Consider the following 17,529-nt stretch of genomic DNA (forward strand, 5'->3'; position numbering starts at 1 on the left):
TTTAGCGCAGTTGCGCGCCTGCATAACAATCTGACACACGTGAACTCAGTCGTCTTCGCCGTGAACATGCTCGTACATGTTAGACAGATTATGCGAAGCGACTAACACGCGAAGTTGCGTCAGGAATTCGCTTGTTTAGTAATTTCTGATAAACACAAAACGCCAATAGATAATCAATTGACGCCATTCAAATGTCTCGTATAGCATGACTTCGAGCCAGATACCACATGCTACCTGGATAAACAGGATAACTAAACAAATCAGATACGCGTAGTGATACTCAGGAGACAGCCATGATAGATTTACGCCGTCTTGCGGCCGCCATGATCATCATTGGTTCTTTGGCGGGTTGTGGAGGTGATAGTCCAGGCCAGTCCGGCTCCGCCGCTGTCGCGGCTGACCAGCTTCAGGGAACGGCTCAGAGTAGTCCCGGTGCGGGTTCCAGCAATGCAAACGCGGCTGTCGCCGCCGCCGAGGAAATTCCCGCTTCCGATCATGGCACCATGCAATTGACGCGGTATGTCAATCCGCTGATCGGCACGTTGGCCAGCAACTCTCCGAACCCCGTGCCAGCAGGGCAGGCTGGCAGTGTCGTACCCGCAGCGGGCCTGCCGAACGGCATGGTGCAGTGGGCACCCGATACGAATACCACCTCGGCTCCCTCGAACAGCGCGGAGCCCGGTTCGCCGGCCGGTTACTACTACGACATCGGCTCGATCCAGAGTTTCAGTCTCACCCATATGAGCGGCGCCGGTTGTTCCGGCAACGACGGCGAATTCCCCGTCATGCCGACGCTCGATGCCAGCAAGCCGCTCGCGCAGACGTTTAGCCATACCAACGAGAAGTCGGTAGCAGGTGCCTATTCCGTCGTGCTCGATAACCAGGTCAAGGTCGAGTTGACTGCAACCCTGCGTACCGGCTTTGGTCGCTTCACGTATCCTGACAATCAGCCTTCGACGCTCGTGCTCAACACGACGTATACAAACACACAGACGAGCGTAGCCGGCTCGGTCACGCAGGTCGACGCGAGAACCATTTCGGGCAGTACCACGGGTGGACATTTTTGCGGTAATTCAACGAATGTTCCGGTGTACTTTTATGCGGAATTCAGTCAGCCATTTGTAAAGACGTCATCCTTCAACAATGGCGTTGCCATGATGAATTTCGGCAAAGGCGCCACTGTCATGATGAAAGTCGGTATTTCATATGTGAGTGTCGCAAACGCCAAAAATAATCTCCAGAAAGAAAACCCCTCCTGGGATTTCGACGGTGTCAAGAAGGTCGCCGATGCGATATGGAATCAGCGCCTCAACACCATTCAGGTGAGCAGTAGCGATACCACGGCGTTGACGAAGTTCTACACGGCTTTCTATCACGCATCATGGGCGCCGAGCGTATTCAGCGATGTGAACGGCCAATATATCGGCTTCGACCAGAAGGTTCATCAGGTCAGTGCTGGCCATGCTGCGCAGTACACCAGCTTTTCGGGTTGGGACATCTATCGTTCGCTGATACCGCTCAAAGCCACGCTATTTCCTGAGGAAACGAGCGACATGGCGCAGTCGCTCGTCAACGATGCGGATCAGTGCGGGGCAATTCCACATTGGGTCAATGACAACGTCGAAGACGGCGTGATGCCGGGCGACGCCGGCTCGATCATCGTGGCGGGCGCGTATGCCTTCGGTGCGCGCAAGTTCGATACGGCGGGCGCCTTGAGCCATATGATCCAGATGGCCAACATTCCCGGCACCGCGTGCAACGGCGTGACGACCAACGGAGGGCGCGCCAGCTATCTCCAGTTCGGCTACATCACGAACGGTGAATGGGGACAGGCTTCGTCCACGCTGGAGTACGGCAGCAGCGATTTCGCGATCTCACAGTTTGCCGGTGCACTGGGCAACACGGCGATCCAGAAAATGCTGCGTAGCCGCTCGGCTTACTGGCAGTACCTGCTCAACACTTCCTTGACGCCGCCTCTGATCGCCGGACGCAACTCCGACGGCACGTGGATTGCGGAGAACCAGGGCAGCATCGACAACTACGTGGAGGGCAACGCCGAGCAGTACACGTGGATGGTGCCGTTCAACCCGACCGGGCTGTTCGCGCAACTGGGCGGAAATACGGCGGTGGTGTCGCGGCTGAATACGTTCTTTACCGTGCTGAACGCGGGGACGACGCTGCCCAACTTCTATATGGGCAACGAGCCGACCTTCGAGGTGCCCTGGTTGTATAACTGGGCGGGTTCGCCGTCGGGCACGCAGAATGTCGTCCAGCAGATCATGGCGAGCGCCTTTGGCACAGGGCCGAACGGTTTGCCCGGCAATGACGACCTGGGCGCCGTGTCGGGCTGGTATGTGTGGGGCGCGCTGGGCCTCTATCCGGAGATCCCGGGTGTCGGGGGCTTTGCGATCGGCAGCCCGCAATTCTCCTCGATCGTCGTTCATCTCGGGAACGGCAAGACCTTGCGCATCAATGCACCCGGCGCGCCTGGCGCGAATTATGTGCAGGGGCTCACCGTCAATGGCAGCGCTCACAATAGTTCCTGGCTGGACGTCGACGCACTTGCCAACGGCGCGACGCTGAACTTCGTGATGGGTTCGTCGCCTTCGCAGTGGGGCGCGAACCCGGCCGAGGCGCCGCCGTCCTATGGGGTGCCGGTTGCGCGCAACGTGGCGGATGCTTTCAACAACCACGGCATCAGCGCCGACGGCAGCACCGACACCGACGGCCTCGGTTCGGACTTCGACGGCTCTCTGTTCAGCTACTCGTCGACTGCGTTGGCGGCGGCCGGCGCGACACCGGGCAAGCCGTTCGTTGTCGGCGGAGCAAGCTTCGTTCTGTCGAATGGACCGCTCGATAATGCGGTGGCGGTAGGACAGACGATTGCGATGCCGCCCGGCACGACCGGCCATTCGCTGGTTCTGCTGGGTTCGGCCAACAACGGCCCCGGCTCGGGCGCCGCGGTCGTGACCTATACCGATGGCACGGTCACGCCGTTCACGCTCGCGTTTGACGACTGGACCCTGAATGGCGGCAGTGCGGCACCGGTGGACCCGATCGCGTTGACCACCGCGTATCGCAATGGCGGCAATGGTTCGACCGACGGCGTCAAGACCTATCTGTTTGCGCAGTCGGTGCCGCTGACACCCGGCAAGCTGGTGGCGAGCGTCACATTGCCGAGGCAGTCCAGCGAAGGCAAGTTGCACGTGTTCGGTATCGCGGCAGCGCCCTGAACACGTGGGGCGCCGCGCAGGCGGCGCCCCACGTGCACCCGATATCGCCGATGCAGGCGGGTGGGCTAGCGCATAATCGGGACCCTGTGCGGCCAGGGATCAGCCTGACGTCGCTTGCCGATTGGCTCGTGCGATCGCAGCCGCTTCTCCAGGCCGACGCATTGTGGGCCGTCGGGGCTTTCCGCCTGGCGTTGGCAAATTGAGCGAGCTCACTGGAGGTTGAATCCGCCACCCTGAGCGGTCCTTCGACCACCGTCCCGTTGACGTCCGCTCTCAAATCGATAGCCGCCGTTGACCTCACTGCGTCGGCGTTGCCATCCGTCGTTTTCTAGCTAGCGCGGCGTTTTGGCCGCGCATGGAAGTCAGAGAGCGTATGTTCCCGGTGAACCGCCGCAGTGGCTTGCTTTCACGCAATATTTCGAATATATTAGAATTATGGAAGATAAAGACGTTATCCGCGCCCTCGCGGCGCTCGCCCACGAACTGCGCCTGCGTGTGTTCCGCATGCTGGTCGTCGCTGGTCCGACCGGCTCGACGCCGGGCGCCATGGCGGAACAGCTCGACGTTCCCAATGCGACGCTCTCCTTTCACCTGAAGGAGCTGATGCACGCGGGGCTCGTCACGCAGGAGCGCGACGGGCGCAGCCTGATCTATCGGGCCGCCTATGACCAGATGAGCGCGGTCATGGGTTTCCTGACCGAAAACTGCTGTCAGGGGCAGCCTTGCCTTCAACCTGGCGCGGACTCATGCAAATGCTGACGGAGAACCACCATGAAGCGGTTTCACATCCACGTCCACGTTGACGACCTCGCAGCCAGTATCGCGTTCTATTCGAAGCTGTTCGCCGCAGAACCGGCGCGCGTCGAGGTGGACTACGCGAAATGGATGCTGGACGATCCTCGCGTGAACTTTGCGATTTCAACGCGCGGCACGAAGGCCGGCGTGGACCACCTCGGCTTCCAGGTGGACGACGCGGCCGAGCTTGCCGAACTCGCAACGCGGGCAGAGGCGGCGGACATGGCCCTGCTCGACCAGGGCGAGACAACCTGCTGCTATGCGCGCAGCGACAAGCACTGGGTTCTCGATCCTCAGGGGATTGCCTGGGAGCACTTCCATACGCTGGACGGCGCTCCGGTATATGGCGAGAGCAGGCAAACATCGTCGTCGGCAGGGGCAACGTCCTGCTGTGCCCCGAGCGGCAAACCCGTTGGCATCCCTGTTAAACCTGCCGGTTCGGCCTGCTGCTGATCACGCTGCCCGCTGATAAGACAATGACCACGAACGTACTGATCCTCTGCACGCACAATTCCGCGCGCAGTGTGCTTTCCGAAGGCATGCTGAACCACTGGGCGAAGAAGCTCGGCAAGGACGTCCGCGCGTACAGCGCGGGCAGCGCCCCGAGCGGTCGCATTAATCCGTTCGCGCTCGAAGCGCTGACGAACGCCGGTATCGATACGCAGGGCTATCGCAGCAAAAGCTGGGACGAATTCGCGCAGGACGGCGCACCGCAGATGCGCATCGTCATCACGGTTTGCGATAGCGCCGCGGCCGAACAGTGCCCGTTCTGGCCGGGTAGCCCTGTCAAGGTCCACTGGGGCTACGCCGATCCGTCGAACGCGCCAGGCGGCGATGAAGGCAAGCGGCACGCGTTCGAACTCACGCGCGAAGCGATCGGCTACCGCATGCTGCAACTGCTCGCGCTCCCACTCGAAAGTCTGGACAACACCGAGTTGCAGCAGGCGCTAAACGACATCCTTCAGAGTTGAATCCTCTCCATCAAGTCACCCAATGAACACCCCCAATGTTGCCGCTTCGGGGAAGTCGGCCGCGAAACCGGCCATCAGCTTCTTTGAGCGATACCTGACCGTCTGGGTCGCGCTGTGCATCGTCGCCGGCATTCTGCTTGGGCAAGGCCTGCCTGGGGTCTTCCAGGCGATCGGCCGGATGGAATATGCACACGTCAATCTGCCGGTGGGCCTGTTGATCTGGGTGATGATCATCCCGATGCTCGTCAAGGTCGACTTCGGCGCGCTGCATGAGGTGCGCGAGCACGTCAAGGGCATCGGCGTGACGCTCGTCGTGAACTGGCTGGTCAAACCGTTCTCGATGGCATTGCTCGCGTGGCTCTTCATCAAGCACCTGTTCGCGCCGATTCTGCCTGCAGAGCAACTCGACAGTTACGTCGCGGGCCTGATCCTGCTTGCCGCCGCGCCCTGTACGGCGATGGTGTTCGTCTGGAGCCGCCTGACCGGCGGCGATCCGCTCTTCACGCTTTCCCAGGTCGCGCTGAACGACAGCATCATGGTGGTCGCCTTTGCGCCGCTCGTCGGCCTGCTGCTCGGCATTTCCGCGATCACGGTGCCGTGGGCGACGCTGCTCACGTCGGTCGTGCTCTACATCGTGATTCCGGTCATTCTCGCGCAGATCCTGCGCAAGGTGCTCCTCGTCAGAGGGCAGGCCGCATTCGATGCCGCGATGGCAAAGATCGGTCCATGGTCCATCACCGCGTTGCTGGCAACGCTGGTGCTGCTCTTTGCGTTCCAGGGCGAGGCCATTCTGAAGCAGCCGCTCGTTATCGTACTGCTCGCTGTGCCGATCCTGATCCAGGTGTTTTTCAATTCGGCTCTTGCATACGGGCTCAATCGCGCGGTCGGCGAGAAGCACAACATTGCCTGTCCGTCGGCACTCATCGGTGCGTCGAACTTCTTCGAACTGGCCGTCGCCACCGCAATCGGGCTGTTTGGATTCAACTCAGGGGCCGCGCTCGCGACGGTCGTGGGCGTGCTGATCGAGGTACCCGTCATGCTGCTCGTGGTGCGCATTGTGAACCGCTCAAAGAACTGGTACGAGTGCGCCTGACGGATATGGAAACGATCACAGAGGGCAAACGTGTCCGATCTCACGACTGACCTCCCGCAGGTGGACCCGGCACTGTTTCGCGTGCCCGATATCAATCGCCTGCAGCCTGCAAAGGCGTCGCCGCATCCGCCGCGTTTCCTGCTGCTCTATGGATCGCTGCGCGAGCGCTCGTTCAGCCGCCTGCTGAGCGAGGAAGCTGCACGCCTGCTCACGGCGATGGGTGCCGAAGTGCGCACATTCAATCCGAGCGGCCTGCCGCTGCCGGACGACGCGCCGGACAGCCATCCCAAGGTGGCCGAGCTGCGCGAGCTGGTGCAGTGGTCGGAGGGCATGGTCTGGTGCTCGCCCGAGCGGCACGGCGCGATGACCGGGATCATGAAGGCGCAGATCGACTGGATTCCGCTTTCGGTTGGGGCGGTGCGGCCGACCCAGGGCAAGACGCTCGCCGTGATGCAGGTTAGCGGCGGCTCGCAGTCGTTCAACGCCGTCAACCAGATGCGCGTGCTTGGGCGATGGATGCGCATGCTGACCATCCCCAACCAGTCGTCGGTGGCCAAGGCCTTCATGGAGTTCGACGAAGCAGGTCGCATGAAGCCTTCAGCGTATTTCGACCGCGTCGTTGACGTGATGGAGGAACTGGTCAAATTCACGCTGCTGACGCGCGACATCGGTCCGTATCTTGTGGACCGGTACAGCGAGCGCAAGGAGAGCGCTGAGGAACTGATGAAGCGCGTCAACCAGACAAGCATCTGACCCATGGCGTCCCCCGCTTCGGATCGAAAGCCAGGCGAGAACACCGCGACATGGGCGCTGGCCGTCGCCCAGCTCGTCGCATGGGGAACGGTCTATTACGCCTTTTCGCTCTTCGTCGTACCGATGGAGTTCGAGCTTGGATGGAGTCGGGCGTCCACCGACGCAGCGCTGTCGCTTGGCCTCCTCGTTTCCGGATTGGCCGCATACCCGGTCGGTAGATGGATTGACCACGGCCACGGCCGCGTGGTGCTGACGGCGGGGTCGCTGCTTGCGTCCGTCATGCTGGTGCTCTGGTCGCAGGCCGGAAGCCTTGTGACGCTCTTTGCTGCCTGGGTGGGCCTGGGTATTGCGATGGCAGCGACACTCTACGATCCGGTGTTCGCGATTCTTACCCGTAACTACCCACACAGCTTTCGAACGAAGATCACATTGGTCACGCTCGTCGCGGGATTCGCGAGTACGGTGTTCATTCCGCTTACGCAGGGGCTGATCGATTACCAGGGATGGCGACACGCGCTGCTCTCGCTCTCGGTAATCAACTGCTGCGTCTGCCTCCCGATCCATTTAACGGCACTGCGCGACCGCGCGACTACGACGCTCGGCAAAGGGACAGTCAAGGCCGAGAACGACGAGTCCGTCAGGCGGGCTCTCCGTACACCGGTTTTCTGGGGGCTCGCGGTCTGCTTCACTGCCTACTACGCGACGTTCGCCGCGCTGACCTTTCACCTGGTCCCGCTGATGGTTGAACGTCACGTAGCGCAGCCCGTCATTCTCGCAACGATGGCGGTTATCGGCCCGGCGCAGGTTTTCGTGCGAACGCTATGGTTCACCGTTGGGCGAAACGTGTCGCCGAAGATCGTGGGCTTGACGGTCACCTCTGCCTTTCCAGCATCGGTTGTGATCCTTCTGGTTGCCGGTACATCGCCTGCGGCGCTGATCCTGTTCGCGCTGATTTATGTTGGTGCCAACGGCATGATGACGATTTTGCGTGGAACCATTGTCCAAAACATCCTCTGGACGGAAGGGTACGGCGCGGTGAGCGGCCTGCTTTCGATGCCGTCGAACATCGCGAAGGGCATTGCGCCGATCTCGGCAGCGGCAATCTGGACAATGACCGGTAACTATCTTCCCGTCGAATGGGCTGTTTTGGGCGTGTCGCTGGTATCGGCGTGCGCCTTTATGTTCGTCGTGCGCTCGACGGCCGATGCATCAAGGAAGGTTGCTGCACGGGAACGGAGCACGCTATGAAAATAAGGTCCGCCAAAGATGACGATCTCGTCGGGATCAAAAGCCTGCTGGCAACGTGCAAGTTGCCAACAGAGGACGTCACGACCGTGCTGCTACCGGGGTTTCTCGTTGCAGTCGACGAAGGGGCAGCGATAGTTGGAAGCGTCTGTCTGGAACCTTTGGGCGCTGATACAGCGCAGTCAAGCGGACCGAAGTGCCGGATGAGGTGCGTGAAACGGCACAATTCATACGGCTCTGCCCGTCTACCGCCGTGTGCATGAGGAAGCACTTCGCGTGAGCAATCACGCTACGCACCATCGAGCGTGACGAACGGCTCATCGACCGCCGTCAACGACCGCTAATAGATTCAAAAGAGCCCGCGAAGTGCGCCGGACGGTTAATGTGAAGAAAGCGTCGGCCCGTCGCTGGATTGCTCGAATTCTTCGCTGATCATCAAAGTCCATGGCGTTCTTCGCCCATCGGACTATGCTGCACAGGTACGAGATCGCGAGCACGATTTGTGCTATTGCGATTGAGAGTTGTTCAACTTCTCCTTTGCTGACCCCCATGCTGAAGCCAGAAGATACGCTCGCATTCGACACTGCGGTCGCTGAACTGAACAAGGCAACTCAGGACCTGCAGCGCCTGGAGCACGACCCAACAACGTCCCTCGCTGGGCTTGCGAGGGCGCACGACCGTTATTACCTGTCCAAGCTGGAGTGGCTGCGCCGTGAGTGCCGACTACGCGCGTCTGCAGCTCTTGAAGTACCGAAACTACCGCCGGGCGCTGGCCCCACTGTGATTGTCGGCTACGACAAGTGGGTCCGGGATTCTTTAGCCGTTCTACTTGGGGTAAAGGGATACGGGCGGCCGAAGACGCGCGGATTCGACAACTGGCATGAGGCCTGGCTTGAACCGTCGCAACTCTTCGTGCTCGACGTTTCACTATTTTCTCGCGGCGCCTCCATGTTGTTGGTAGATGGCTTTAATACCAGCATCGAAAGGCCACACATCATCGCGTTGGTGTGGCCGCAGGATGCGTCGAGCTTCGCCGGCAAAGTAGACGAGGTTGTCGCGAAACCACTGGTCCTCAATGAGCTGACAGACGCGATAGACAGAGTCATTGCAGCGGCCTCGGCGTCAAGCGCATTGCGACTGGCAGCCGGCCGAAGCGGGCCAAGTGCTGAAGAGCGGCCTGAAGCAGCCCTACGAACGGCGACAACTGAATGTCAGCAAAGGCCGATGACGTGACGCTGTCACACGGCGATTGGATGACCGTTTGCGAAGTGGAGCGGCCATCTGAACGTCTTTGCGATGCATCAAACGAAGGTCCTTTCATGGCCCCGTTTGGCGACCAAATCACTTGCATCCGGTCGCTTTCACTGCGGTGCAATTCACCAATCAATCGCCGAATACGGATGCCAGATCACGCCAGGGATTCGACGCTATAACGCACCCATACACTGCCGCCCTCGAGCGTCTCGACCGATTTGAAGGCGAGCGATCGACCGTAACCGGGATTTCCCTCTTCGGGGCCTTCGAAGATCGTCTGGACGCCTCGCACGCCGTCGATTCCCGGACAGATCAACACACTTACTTCGTCGATCAGACCGGCTTTCAGAAAAGCCGCGTTGATAGCGGCACCGCCTTCGAGAAGCAGTGTCTTGATACCCAGCGTTTCACCCAGCGCCTCGACACCGGTCTTCAGATCGTGTCCATCCTTACCCGCGAACACGTATGAGACGCCGCTTTGTCGCAACTCGGCGAGATAGTCGTCCGAGACGTGCTCGCCGAGCACCGCGGCGATCTGGTCGTCACCCACGGTCGGGCGCGCGTAGTGAAGCTTGCCATCGGGGTCGAGGCCGATCGCGAAGGTCGGTTTGCGATCGGGATTGAGCCATGCTTTGCGCGTGCCGACATCGCTCGTTGCGATCGAAGCGCCGCGTTCGTCCTTCACGATTTCGGCCATCGTTACGCGGCCGACGAGCCAGCCGTCTCCGCCGAGACCCGCGGCCACGTTTTCGTATTGCGTCACGAAATGACGCCGGTCGAAGCCGTGCGGCATCGAATAGCGGCTCGGATGCAGTTTGCCGTCGATCGAAGACATCATGTGGCAGATGATTCGGGGGCGCATGGTTGACTCCTGGCTTCTTTCGCAATGGCTTGCTGGGGGAATCAAACGGAATCGCTCAGGTTGCAATTCGCGTACCTGGGGGTGCCCAGGCTTCATCATTCAACCCGGCATGTCCGTGAATTGTGGTACGTCCAGATGCTTTGTCCATTTGAAGCGCCGTTTTGTAAAGGTGGTGCCTCGGACAACGATCCGGCCGCATTGTCGCGCGAGCTTACAAAATGAGGCGCGCGACCGTGCGATATCGCAAGACCCGGTGTCAATCGAACATGCTACGGCCCTCAAGCACGCACTCACTGCTTTCAGGTCAACAATCCTGACTGACGTTAGAAGGCAGCTTGCTTGAGGTCACACGAACGGAAGAGGCGCACCTAAAGTGCGCTTCCTTTTTTGTCTCTCGACTCAGCGCTCGGCTTGCTGCTGCGTGAGGTACTTGTCGAGCGCGTCCATAGTTCCGCCCCAGCCTTGAGACATACTGCCATGCGACGCGTCGAAGATGGCTTCCTCGGCTTCGCTGGCGTCCAGCGCGCGCCACTCGAGGTGCATTAGCGTGCCACCCTCGACTTCGCTGAGCGTCGTCGTCGATAGCGTATAAAGCGGCCATTGTGCCGACATCGGATGTCGCGTCACGCCGCCTTCGGCATCACTAAACTGCACGACGACGACAATGCGCTCGGGGGGCGTCAATTCGCGGAACGTCCACTTGCCCCACATCGCGGGAGCGTCGGGCACGCCGCGCGGCTTCATCGCGTAGTGGAAAACGCCACCGACTCGCGCATCTACTGTGCAGTGGGACATTTCCATCCCGGGTGGGCTCATCCACGTACTCAAATGCTCAGCTTCAGTCAGCGCGGCGTATACCAGTTCGCGCGGCGCAGCGAAGCGGCGCTCGATGACGAAGGGGGCTGAAAGTTTGTCATTCATTGCGGCGAGTCTTCCTGGTTCGAGTTGGGGTAACGTTGGACGTGGTTTTCGGCGCAGGCTTTCCGTGGGAGTCCCTGGCAGGCTTCTGTTGCAGTTGTTGCAGGTAGCTGTCGAGCTGGTCGAGCCGCTGCTCCCATAGGGCGCGATACTGCAGTGCCCAGTCGGCGGCCTGCTTGAGCGGCTCAGGCGCGATGCGACACGGGCGAAACTGGCGATCGCGCCCCTGAGTGATGAGGCCGGCTCTTGCGAGAACGCGCAGGTGCTTGCTGATGGCCGGCGCACTCATATCGAAAGGGCCGGCCAGATCGCCAACCGTGGCTTCGCCTTGCGCCAGCCTGGCGAGGATGGCGCGTCGCGTCACGCCATCGGCGTAGCCGACCTCGGCGGCGATCGCCTCGATATCCAGGTGAGTCGTCCTAATCAGGTGAAGTGCACGCTCGACGCGCAAATCCTGGAAGTACGCCAGAGGCGATTTGCCAAGCACCGACTCGATACGACGCTGCAGGGTTCGCTTGCTCGTCGCGAGAGCGTCGGCCGCCGATTCGAGCGAAAAGCCTTCTGCGAGCCGCGAACGGGCCCAGCGCTCAAACCGTTCGACAAGTGGATCTGCGCGCGCCAGATGCTCCGGGATTATGTACGGCGCCTGCGACGGCCGCCTGTCTACCAGCATATAACGTGCAACAAGAGTGGAAAGCTCGGGGCTCGACTGACGTATCAGCCACAGTGCGAGGTCGAGATGGCCCATTGCGGCTCCCGCTGTGACGAACTCGCCCGCCGATGTTCGCGACCTGTACGCATCTCACGCCCACATCGAGAAAAATCACGCCGGCGATCACCCCTGCAATCGTGTGTACGCATCAGCGTGCGGTGTGGTGATTCGCCCCGGACCTGATCTCGTCGTCGACCAGCCGTTTTTCGCCAGGGCGTGGGTGCCGCCGTTCGTTGGGGAACCCCTGACGGACGGCCGCGTCGATGAGATCGTCTTTGCGCTCGATGGATAACTCCGCGGCCGAACTTCGTCGCCTTGTCACACGCCTTCGACAAGAACGGCGCGATAGCGCGCGCCCTTGAACCGGTGCTGCGCGACTTCCTGGTACGCCGGGCTGTCGTACCACGCACGGGCGGCCGCAGTCGATGGAAACTCTACGATCACGACACCCTCTGGCGCTTCGCCCTCAAGAACCTGTTGAGGTCCGTAGGCAGCGAGAATCTTGACCGGATGACCTTTGAAGGTCTCGCCCACCTTGCTTTGGTAGATGTCGAGCTCACTCTGATCCTGCGTGCTTTCCTTCGTGAAGACAATAAAAGTCGCCATCGTGTCGCTCCTCGGGTTGTGTGAAGGTCCGCACGATGATGCCATGAAACCGCATCGGGCATCGATACGCAGTGTCGGCGCGGATGTCGACCCATGATGAAAACCCGACTGCTGAAACTGACTGGTCGGGAGATTCACCGGCGCGTTGGACTCGGCACGTGCGACTACCGACGCTATGCTGCGCAGTTTCTCAAGCGCCGAGCGTGAAGCGTCGAGCTAGTCCTCAATCTTTTCCGATTCAACCACCATGTCCAGCACGTATGCAATGGCGGGTCCGTCGGCGGGCGGGTTCTTGATGGTATAGCGCTTGACGCGCAGTACATCGCGCATGCCAGGCGTGTGGGTATAGCCCTCGATATCCTGATACAGCGGTTGCCATGCACCGGGTGTTCCGGTTGGCAAACCGTGCTCGTCGAAGTGGCGCTCACGCACCAGCAGACAATGCTTGTCCGGAATGAGCGGATGATGGCACTGCACCGCTTGCGCGGCCACTTCGAGGAAGGCCGTTTCACCGGGGCCCCCAAAACGCGTCTGGGCAGTGGGCACACCCGTAAATGTCAGCGTGTCGCCGCTATCGGTGAGCAGTTGCATGCGGGGGGTATCGCTACGGGCCAGCAGGCTCACGCCGAGGCTGCCACGCAGGCGCCGGGCAATAGCGTCGTCGAGTGCGGCGCGAGCGGCGTCAGGGCAAGCCATCATGGTGCTCACCATCTGGCCAATCTGCAGCCGTCCTTTCTTGACGCTGTAACTGGCTCCCATATTGTTGCAGCTGTTGACTACGTTTAAGCGGTCGGTGCTGAAGTCCAGTTGCACTGGCTTTTCTGCACTGACAAACAACGCATCAATGCGCATGCCTTTGCTGTCAAACGCGTCGCTGAGTTGCCAGTGATACTGACTGAGGATCCCAGGTTCGATCGCCGGTAGCGCGCTCGCTGCGGCAGCAGTCGACGCGCTCGTTGAAGGCGCCGGGCCGCTCGCGTCGGGTATTTGCGAGCATGCGGCAAGGGCGAGCAGCAGAAAGAGCACGTTGCACTTCACGGCGGTACCTCAGCTGGTTCGGTGGATGTTTCAGGCAGCTTGTCGCGTGAAATAAGCCGCGACATAATCCAATCGCAAATGGGGAGACCGGGGGAACTAGTGAATGATACAACCCCGGGGCGTTGCGCCCCGTTGATAAAGTCACTGTGAGGCGAGGGCGTCTTCTAGCGCGGCGGCGCCGTCGGCATGGTGCACCGGACCGGGCATGGCTCGCCACGCCCGGACTAACCCGGCGACGATCCGTGCATTACGGCGCGTTTCGTGACTATTTCCGCCGGCGCGAACCTCGGCCCGATCAACTCAACGACGCCAGCAAGATCGACAGCTTGCGGATATGCGTCCTGAACGCTTCGGTCATCTCGCGGTTATGGCCGTCGCTCAGATGCGGCGCTTCGGCCAGCTCGACCTGGCCGTGGAACTCCTCGGAAACTTTGCGCCGTTCGTCGGGCGGAAGTATGCGGATGAGGGACACCATCAGGAGTTCCTGCGCATGGATGATACCGAGCACGGATTGTTCGTTCATGTCGACCTCCGTCTGAACGCGGCGATGCCAGCGGCTGAACAGCAGGACAAAGCGGGCAGGTGACGGCAGCACCAGGCCGGTGCTGTCTTCGATCCGCCTTTTTGCCCGTCCATACTAGCGCAAGGATCGGGTCATCTGCTCGCCGGCTGACCCTACGAGCCGCGAATCGAGCAAGAGCGTTTCCATCCCCGGTTTTGTCTGGTTGAACAATCTCAGTGAGCAATCGCTCTGACATTCAGCCAGCGCGATTCCATTCCATTTTCTGCACGATGATGCCGGGTTGATTGGCTAGCGCTTCTCGTTCGGGCAACAACTGGAAACCATGTCGGCGATAGAGACCTACCGCGCGGGTGTTGTCTGGCGAGACTCTCAACACGACTCTCCGCTGTCCGCGTTCGATCGCGCGCGCCTGGATTGCATTGACCAGGCGACCTGCAACTCCCAGGCCTCGGTACTGCGAGTGAACCCACATGGCAATCAGGTTGTATTCGCGCGAGCGGGTTATAGCGTCGCCGATAAGACCGACTGCTTGCCCTCGCACCATGGCTACCAGATATTGCGGCTGCGTCTGACCTGAAGCACATTCGCGCCATTGCTGCTCGCTAAACGCAGCCGCGGTGGCGTAACTCAGGCCGAACGCCGTTGGGCTGTCGAGCAGCGCAGCAAGGAAAACCGTCTTCAAGATTTGCCAGTCGTCTTCCGAGGTCGGGCGAATAAGAGCAGGGCTCGACGCTGTGTCCATCAGGATTCCCGGGAGTTGAAGCTTATCATTTCGGATATCTAAAGGTAGCGCGGTCACCGGACTGCAGCACCGCCACGCCGAGACTTGCGCTTACGCGGTATTCGCTGCCATGCACGTTGACGCTTTCGTGCGTCGACATGATCCTGAAAAAAGGGGCCTTGCCCTTCGTTTTGCTGCACCGTTATAACGGCAGGCTCGCCCGGAAGTTGATGGTCATTTGTGAACCGGCACGGACGTGCTGGGTCTGGCGCACGGTGGAGGTGACGTTCAGGGAAAATTTCGGAGGAGAAAAAGGCGCGTCATGCGGGTGGGCACGACGCGCGAAAGACATCCCTGGGACGTGTATCAGGCACCAGGAAAATACCGATCTCGATTACGCTCGTCAAAGGTCAGCGGGGGTTGGCGCGTTTTCCTATCGCCGCAGAATCAATAGCCAGACGCATGCACAGATAATCTCGCGAAATCACAATGGCCGTTCGCAGTGGACCGGTCGCTCGCTGATGAGCAGTCTCATGTACTAGATCAACAGCTCCAACGTCTCGAACAAGGCGAGGTCTTCTTTTTTCGCCGAGCGCGCATGTCGGCGTATGACCTGCAGCAGGCAGTCGATGAAGGCGGCGGCAGCGCGGCTCAACGTGCTGTTGCGGCGTGTGACGATGCCCAGTTGTCGGGGCTCGAACGCTTCACGCAATGCGAGCGGCCGCAGGCGGCCGCCGAACGGCGGCACATGGCTCAGGATCGTCGGGCTCCACGTGCACATGTCTGCCTGCTCGACCATGGTCTGCAACGTCGCTACCGACTGCGCGCGGACAATACGGCGCTCGTCTATCTGCGCGCCATGGCGCGTGAAAAGATAGTCGATGAGATCCCGCTGACCGTCCGGTGCGAAATTGAGCACCCAGTCCTCGTCCAGCAATTCGTGGATGGAGCGCGCCCGCGCCTTGCGATGGCCTTCGCGCACCATCACCGTTGACTCGTAGGCCAGCAGCGGCTCGCATGCGAACTCCTGCGCGCTCGCGCCGGGCTGTAACTGGCCGACGGCAAAGTCCATGCTGCCTTCGCGCAGCAGCGGCTGCGCGACTGCCATCAGTCCTTCGATCAGTTCCAGGCGGATCTCGGGCATGCGCTTGCGAAAGCGTTGCACGGCTTCGGCAAGAAAGGTCAGCGTAATCCACGGCGTGACGCCCACCATGAGGCTGCCTTCCATGCGTCCCCTCAAGCGCTCCAGATCGCTGTGCGCGTGCTCGAGCTGGTTGAGCACGAGGCGCGCGTGCGTGAGGAGCACCTTGCCATGCTCGGTGAACGTGATGCCTTCGGGCGCGCGGATCAGCAGCGGAAGACGCTCGCTCGCCTCCAGTTCGCGCAGGGCGCGCGTGACGGCGGCCTGGGAAAGCCCGAGCGCGCGGGCCGCGCCGCGGATGCTGCCGGCGTCCGCGCTGGCGACGAGCGCTTCCAGTTGATGCAGTTTCATTTGCGCAGAGACGCCCGACTGGCGCAGGGTGACAACAGAAGGTTGTCATCATAACAAAACGCTGGCTGTTCCCAGCAATTTGCGCTGCATACGATTCGCTCCACGATGCACACAAGGGTGAGGGAGGCGAATTGGGCAGACAGTGGGTGTTGCCGGAAGTGGCGGCGATAGAAGCCGAAATGATCGCGTTGCGCCATGAACTGCACGCGCAGCCCGAACTGGGCTTCGAAGAGCACGCGACGAGCGCGCTCGTCGCCGCGAAGCTCGAGGCGTGGGGCTATCGTGTGTCGCGCGGCGTGGGCGGCACGGGCGTGGTCGGGACGATGGAGCGCGGGCGTGGGGCTAACCTCGGGCTGCGCGCCGACATGGACGCGCTTCCGATTCACGAGGCGACGGGCCTTCCCTATGCCAGCCGCAACGACGGCGTCATGCACGCGTGCGGCCACGACGGCCACACCGCGATGCTGCTGGCGGCCGCTCGATGTCTTGCGCAAAAACCGCAATGGCGTGGCACGCTGCACCTGATTTTTCAACCGGCCGAAGAGGGCCTGGGCGGCGCGCTCAGAATGATCGAAGACGGCCTGTTCGAGCGCTTTCCCTGCGACGCCGTGTTCGCGATGCACAACGTGCCGGGCTTCCCGGCGGGAACGATCGGGTTTCACGGCGGTGCGTTCATGGCCTCCGCCGATGAGGTGACGATTCGCGTGATCGGCCGCGGCGGCCATGCGGCCGCGCCTCAGCAGACGATCGACCCGGTCGTGGTCGGTGCGTCGATCGTCATGGCGCTGCAAAGCGTGGTGGCGCGCAACGTGGCGCCGCAAGACCAGGCCGTGGTCAGCGTCGGCGCGCTGCACGCGGGTAGCGCCTCGAACGTCATCGCGCCTCATGCCGAGCTGCACCTGAGCGTGCGCGCACTTTCGGCGCAGGTGCGCACGCTGCTGGAGCGGCGCATAACCGAAGTTGCCGAAGGGCAGGCCGCAAGCTATGGCGCGCGCGTGGAGATCGACTACCGCCATTGCTACCCGGTGCTCGTCAACCACGAGGACGAGACCGAACTGGCCCGTCGCGTCGTGCTCGAGTGGGGCGGGGCGCAGATGCTGATCGACGGGCTGCGTCCGCTCATGGCGAGCGAGGACTTCGCATACATGCTGGAGCGTTGCCCGGGCAGCTACCTCTCGATCGGCAACGGGGACGGCACGCAGCATTGCTCGCTGCACAATCCCGGCTACGACTTCAACGACGCGAGCCTCGCGATTGGCGCGAGCTACTGGATCAAGCTCGCGGAGCAGATTCTGCAGTAACCCCCGAAACAA

General features: G+C 61.2%; 17 protein-coding genes and 1 pseudogene. 10 read left to right on the forward strand and 8 right to left on the reverse strand.

The features are described 5' to 3' along the window. Positions 1–293 precede the first annotated feature (293 nt). The 8 genes from AB4Y40_RS14715 to AB4Y40_RS14750 all read left to right on the forward strand — a co-directional run bounded on the left by AB4Y40_RS14715 (position 294) and on the right by AB4Y40_RS14750 (position 9,323). Positions 294–3,233 (forward strand): GH92 family glycosyl hydrolase, encoded by a 2,940-nt coding sequence (locus tag AB4Y40_RS14715; RefSeq protein WP_368688310.1) that lies wholly within the window; start codon positions 294–296, stop codon positions 3,231–3,233. A 435-nt stretch (positions 3,234–3,668) separates the two neighbouring features. Continuing rightward, positions 3,669–3,992 carry an ArsR/SmtB family transcription factor gene (locus AB4Y40_RS14720; RefSeq protein WP_368688311.1) on the forward strand — a complete coding sequence of 108 codons (324 nt, stop codon included), beginning with the start codon at positions 3,669–3,671 and terminating at the stop codon, positions 3,990–3,992. A 12-nt stretch (positions 3,993–4,004) separates the two neighbouring features. Further along, positions 4,005–4,481, forward strand: coding sequence for an ArsI/CadI family heavy metal resistance metalloenzyme (locus AB4Y40_RS14725; protein ID WP_368688312.1), 477 nt, complete (start codon positions 4,005–4,007; stop codon positions 4,479–4,481). Between the two features lie 23 nt (positions 4,482–4,504). Next, positions 4,505–4,999, forward strand: a complete 495-nt coding sequence (locus tag AB4Y40_RS14730) for an arsenate reductase ArsC (RefSeq protein ID WP_368688313.1) — start codon at positions 4,505–4,507, stop codon at positions 4,997–4,999. Between the two features lie 22 nt (positions 5,000–5,021). Further along, positions 5,022–6,092 carry an ACR3 family arsenite efflux transporter gene (gene arsB / locus AB4Y40_RS14735; protein ID WP_368688314.1) on the forward strand — a complete coding sequence of 357 codons (1,071 nt, stop codon included), beginning with the start codon at positions 5,022–5,024 and terminating at the stop codon, positions 6,090–6,092. A 30-nt stretch (positions 6,093–6,122) separates the two neighbouring features. Then, positions 6,123–6,845: an arsenical resistance protein ArsH gene (gene arsH / locus AB4Y40_RS14740; RefSeq protein WP_368688315.1), complete on the forward strand. Its 723-nt coding sequence runs from the start codon at positions 6,123–6,125 to the stop codon at positions 6,843–6,845. A gap of 3 nt (positions 6,846–6,848) precedes the next feature. Beyond that, positions 6,849–8,093, forward strand: coding sequence for an MFS transporter (locus tag AB4Y40_RS14745; protein WP_368688316.1), 1,245 nt, complete (start codon positions 6,849–6,851; stop codon positions 8,091–8,093). Between the two features lie 441 nt (positions 8,094–8,534). Further along, a complete protein-coding gene (locus AB4Y40_RS14750) occupies positions 8,535–9,323 on the forward strand; it encodes a hypothetical protein (protein ID WP_368688317.1) in 789 nt (262 codons plus the stop codon). 175 nt (positions 9,324–9,498) lie between these two features. Here AB4Y40_RS14750 and AB4Y40_RS14755 read toward each other — a convergent pair whose 3' ends face one another. The 3 genes and pseudogenes from AB4Y40_RS14755 to AB4Y40_RS14765 form a co-directional block, all read right to left on the reverse strand. Further along, positions 9,499–10,206, reverse strand: coding sequence for a RibD family protein (locus AB4Y40_RS14755; RefSeq protein WP_368688318.1), 708 nt, complete (start codon positions 10,204–10,206; stop codon positions 9,499–9,501). A gap of 399 nt (positions 10,207–10,605) precedes the next feature. Continuing rightward, on the reverse strand, positions 10,606–11,127 hold the full coding sequence (locus AB4Y40_RS14760; RefSeq protein ID WP_368688319.1) for an SRPBCC domain-containing protein: 522 nt from the start codon (positions 11,125–11,127) through the stop codon (positions 10,606–10,608). Continuing rightward, a pseudogene (locus AB4Y40_RS14765) lies at positions 11,120–11,890 on the reverse strand (metalloregulator ArsR/SmtB family transcription factor); the annotation flags it as partial. The gene AB4Y40_RS14760 and the pseudogene AB4Y40_RS14765, both read right to left, overlap by 8 nt. Here AB4Y40_RS14765 and AB4Y40_RS14770 point away from each other — a divergent pair. Further along, positions 11,886–12,128, forward strand: coding sequence for a hypothetical protein (locus tag AB4Y40_RS14770; protein WP_368688320.1), 243 nt, complete (start codon positions 11,886–11,888; stop codon positions 12,126–12,128). The pseudogene AB4Y40_RS14765 and the gene AB4Y40_RS14770 sit on opposite strands and share 5 nt — an antisense overlap. Positions 12,129–12,154: 26 nt before the next feature. Here AB4Y40_RS14770 and AB4Y40_RS14775 read toward each other — a convergent pair whose 3' ends face one another. The 5 genes from AB4Y40_RS14775 to AB4Y40_RS14795 all read right to left on the reverse strand — a co-directional run bounded on the left by AB4Y40_RS14775 (position 12,155) and on the right by AB4Y40_RS14795 (position 16,216). Beyond that, positions 12,155–12,442, reverse strand: coding sequence for a DUF1330 domain-containing protein (locus AB4Y40_RS14775; protein WP_342918781.1), 288 nt, complete (start codon positions 12,440–12,442; stop codon positions 12,155–12,157). A 216-nt stretch (positions 12,443–12,658) separates the two neighbouring features. After that, the gene (locus tag AB4Y40_RS14780) at positions 12,659–13,468 is read right to left on the reverse strand and encodes a DUF4377 domain-containing protein (protein WP_368688321.1); all 810 of its coding nucleotides are present in this window, start codon (positions 13,466–13,468) and stop codon (positions 12,659–12,661) included. A 307-nt stretch (positions 13,469–13,775) separates the two neighbouring features. Beyond that, positions 13,776–14,003: a hypothetical protein gene (locus AB4Y40_RS14785; RefSeq protein ID WP_368688322.1), complete on the reverse strand. Its 228-nt coding sequence runs from the start codon at positions 14,001–14,003 to the stop codon at positions 13,776–13,778. A gap of 235 nt (positions 14,004–14,238) precedes the next feature. Next, complete coding sequence (locus tag AB4Y40_RS14790; protein ID WP_368688323.1) at positions 14,239–14,745, reverse strand: GNAT family N-acetyltransferase; 507 nt, start codon at positions 14,743–14,745, stop codon at positions 14,239–14,241. Between the two features lie 517 nt (positions 14,746–15,262). Further along, positions 15,263–16,216: a LysR substrate-binding domain-containing protein gene (locus AB4Y40_RS14795; protein WP_368688324.1), complete on the reverse strand. Its 954-nt coding sequence runs from the start codon at positions 16,214–16,216 to the stop codon at positions 15,263–15,265. 179 nt (positions 16,217–16,395) lie between these two features. Between AB4Y40_RS14795 and AB4Y40_RS14800 the strand changes: the two genes are divergently transcribed. Next, positions 16,396–17,517 carry a M20 aminoacylase family protein gene (locus tag AB4Y40_RS14800; RefSeq protein ID WP_368688419.1) on the forward strand — a complete coding sequence of 374 codons (1,122 nt, stop codon included), beginning with the start codon at positions 16,396–16,398 and terminating at the stop codon, positions 17,515–17,517. The last annotated feature ends 12 nt before the right edge of the window (positions 17,518–17,529 follow it).

The sequence above is a fragment of the Paraburkholderia sp. EG287B genome, assembly GCF_040965595.1.
Classification (GTDB): domain Bacteria; phylum Pseudomonadota; class Gammaproteobacteria; order Burkholderiales; family Burkholderiaceae; genus Paraburkholderia.

What these genes read in the sequence shown, in the direction of transcription:
- AB4Y40_RS14755 (WP_368688318.1), bottom strand. Translation starts at nt 10,206, where the DNA reads ATGCGCCCCCGAATCATCTGCCACATGATGTCTTCGATCGACGGCAAA.
- AB4Y40_RS14800 (WP_368688419.1), top strand. Translation starts at nt 16,396, where the DNA reads ATGATCGCGTTGCGCCATGAACTGCACGCGCAGCCCGAACTGGGCTTC.
- arsB (WP_368688314.1), top strand. Translation starts at nt 5,022, where the DNA reads ATGAACACCCCCAATGTTGCCGCTTCGGGGAAGTCGGCCGCGAAACCG.
- AB4Y40_RS14750 (WP_368688317.1), top strand. Translation starts at nt 8,535, where the DNA reads ATGGCGTTCTTCGCCCATCGGACTATGCTGCACAGGTACGAGATCGCG.
- AB4Y40_RS14715 (WP_368688310.1), top strand. Translation starts at nt 294, where the DNA reads ATGATAGATTTACGCCGTCTTGCGGCCGCCATGATCATCATTGGTTCT.
- AB4Y40_RS14760 (WP_368688319.1), bottom strand. Translation starts at nt 11,127, where the DNA reads ATGAATGACAAACTTTCAGCCCCCTTCGTCATCGAGCGCCGCTTCGCT.
- AB4Y40_RS14745 (WP_368688316.1), top strand. Translation starts at nt 6,849, where the DNA reads ATGGCGTCCCCCGCTTCGGATCGAAAGCCAGGCGAGAACACCGCGACA.
- AB4Y40_RS14725 (WP_368688312.1), top strand. Translation starts at nt 4,005, where the DNA reads ATGAAGCGGTTTCACATCCACGTCCACGTTGACGACCTCGCAGCCAGT.
- AB4Y40_RS14730 (WP_368688313.1), top strand. Translation starts at nt 4,505, where the DNA reads ATGACCACGAACGTACTGATCCTCTGCACGCACAATTCCGCGCGCAGT.
- AB4Y40_RS14785 (WP_368688322.1), bottom strand. Translation starts at nt 14,003, where the DNA reads ATGAACGAACAATCCGTGCTCGGTATCATCCATGCGCAGGAACTCCTG.
- AB4Y40_RS14795 (WP_368688324.1), bottom strand. Translation starts at nt 16,216, where the DNA reads ATGAAACTGCATCAACTGGAAGCGCTCGTCGCCAGCGCGGACGCCGGC.
- AB4Y40_RS14790 (WP_368688323.1), bottom strand. Translation starts at nt 14,745, where the DNA reads ATGGACACAGCGTCGAGCCCTGCTCTTATTCGCCCGACCTCGGAAGAC.
- AB4Y40_RS14775 (WP_342918781.1), bottom strand. Translation starts at nt 12,442, where the DNA reads ATGGCGACTTTTATTGTCTTCACGAAGGAAAGCACGCAGGATCAGAGT.
- AB4Y40_RS14720 (WP_368688311.1), top strand. Translation starts at nt 3,669, where the DNA reads ATGGAAGATAAAGACGTTATCCGCGCCCTCGCGGCGCTCGCCCACGAA.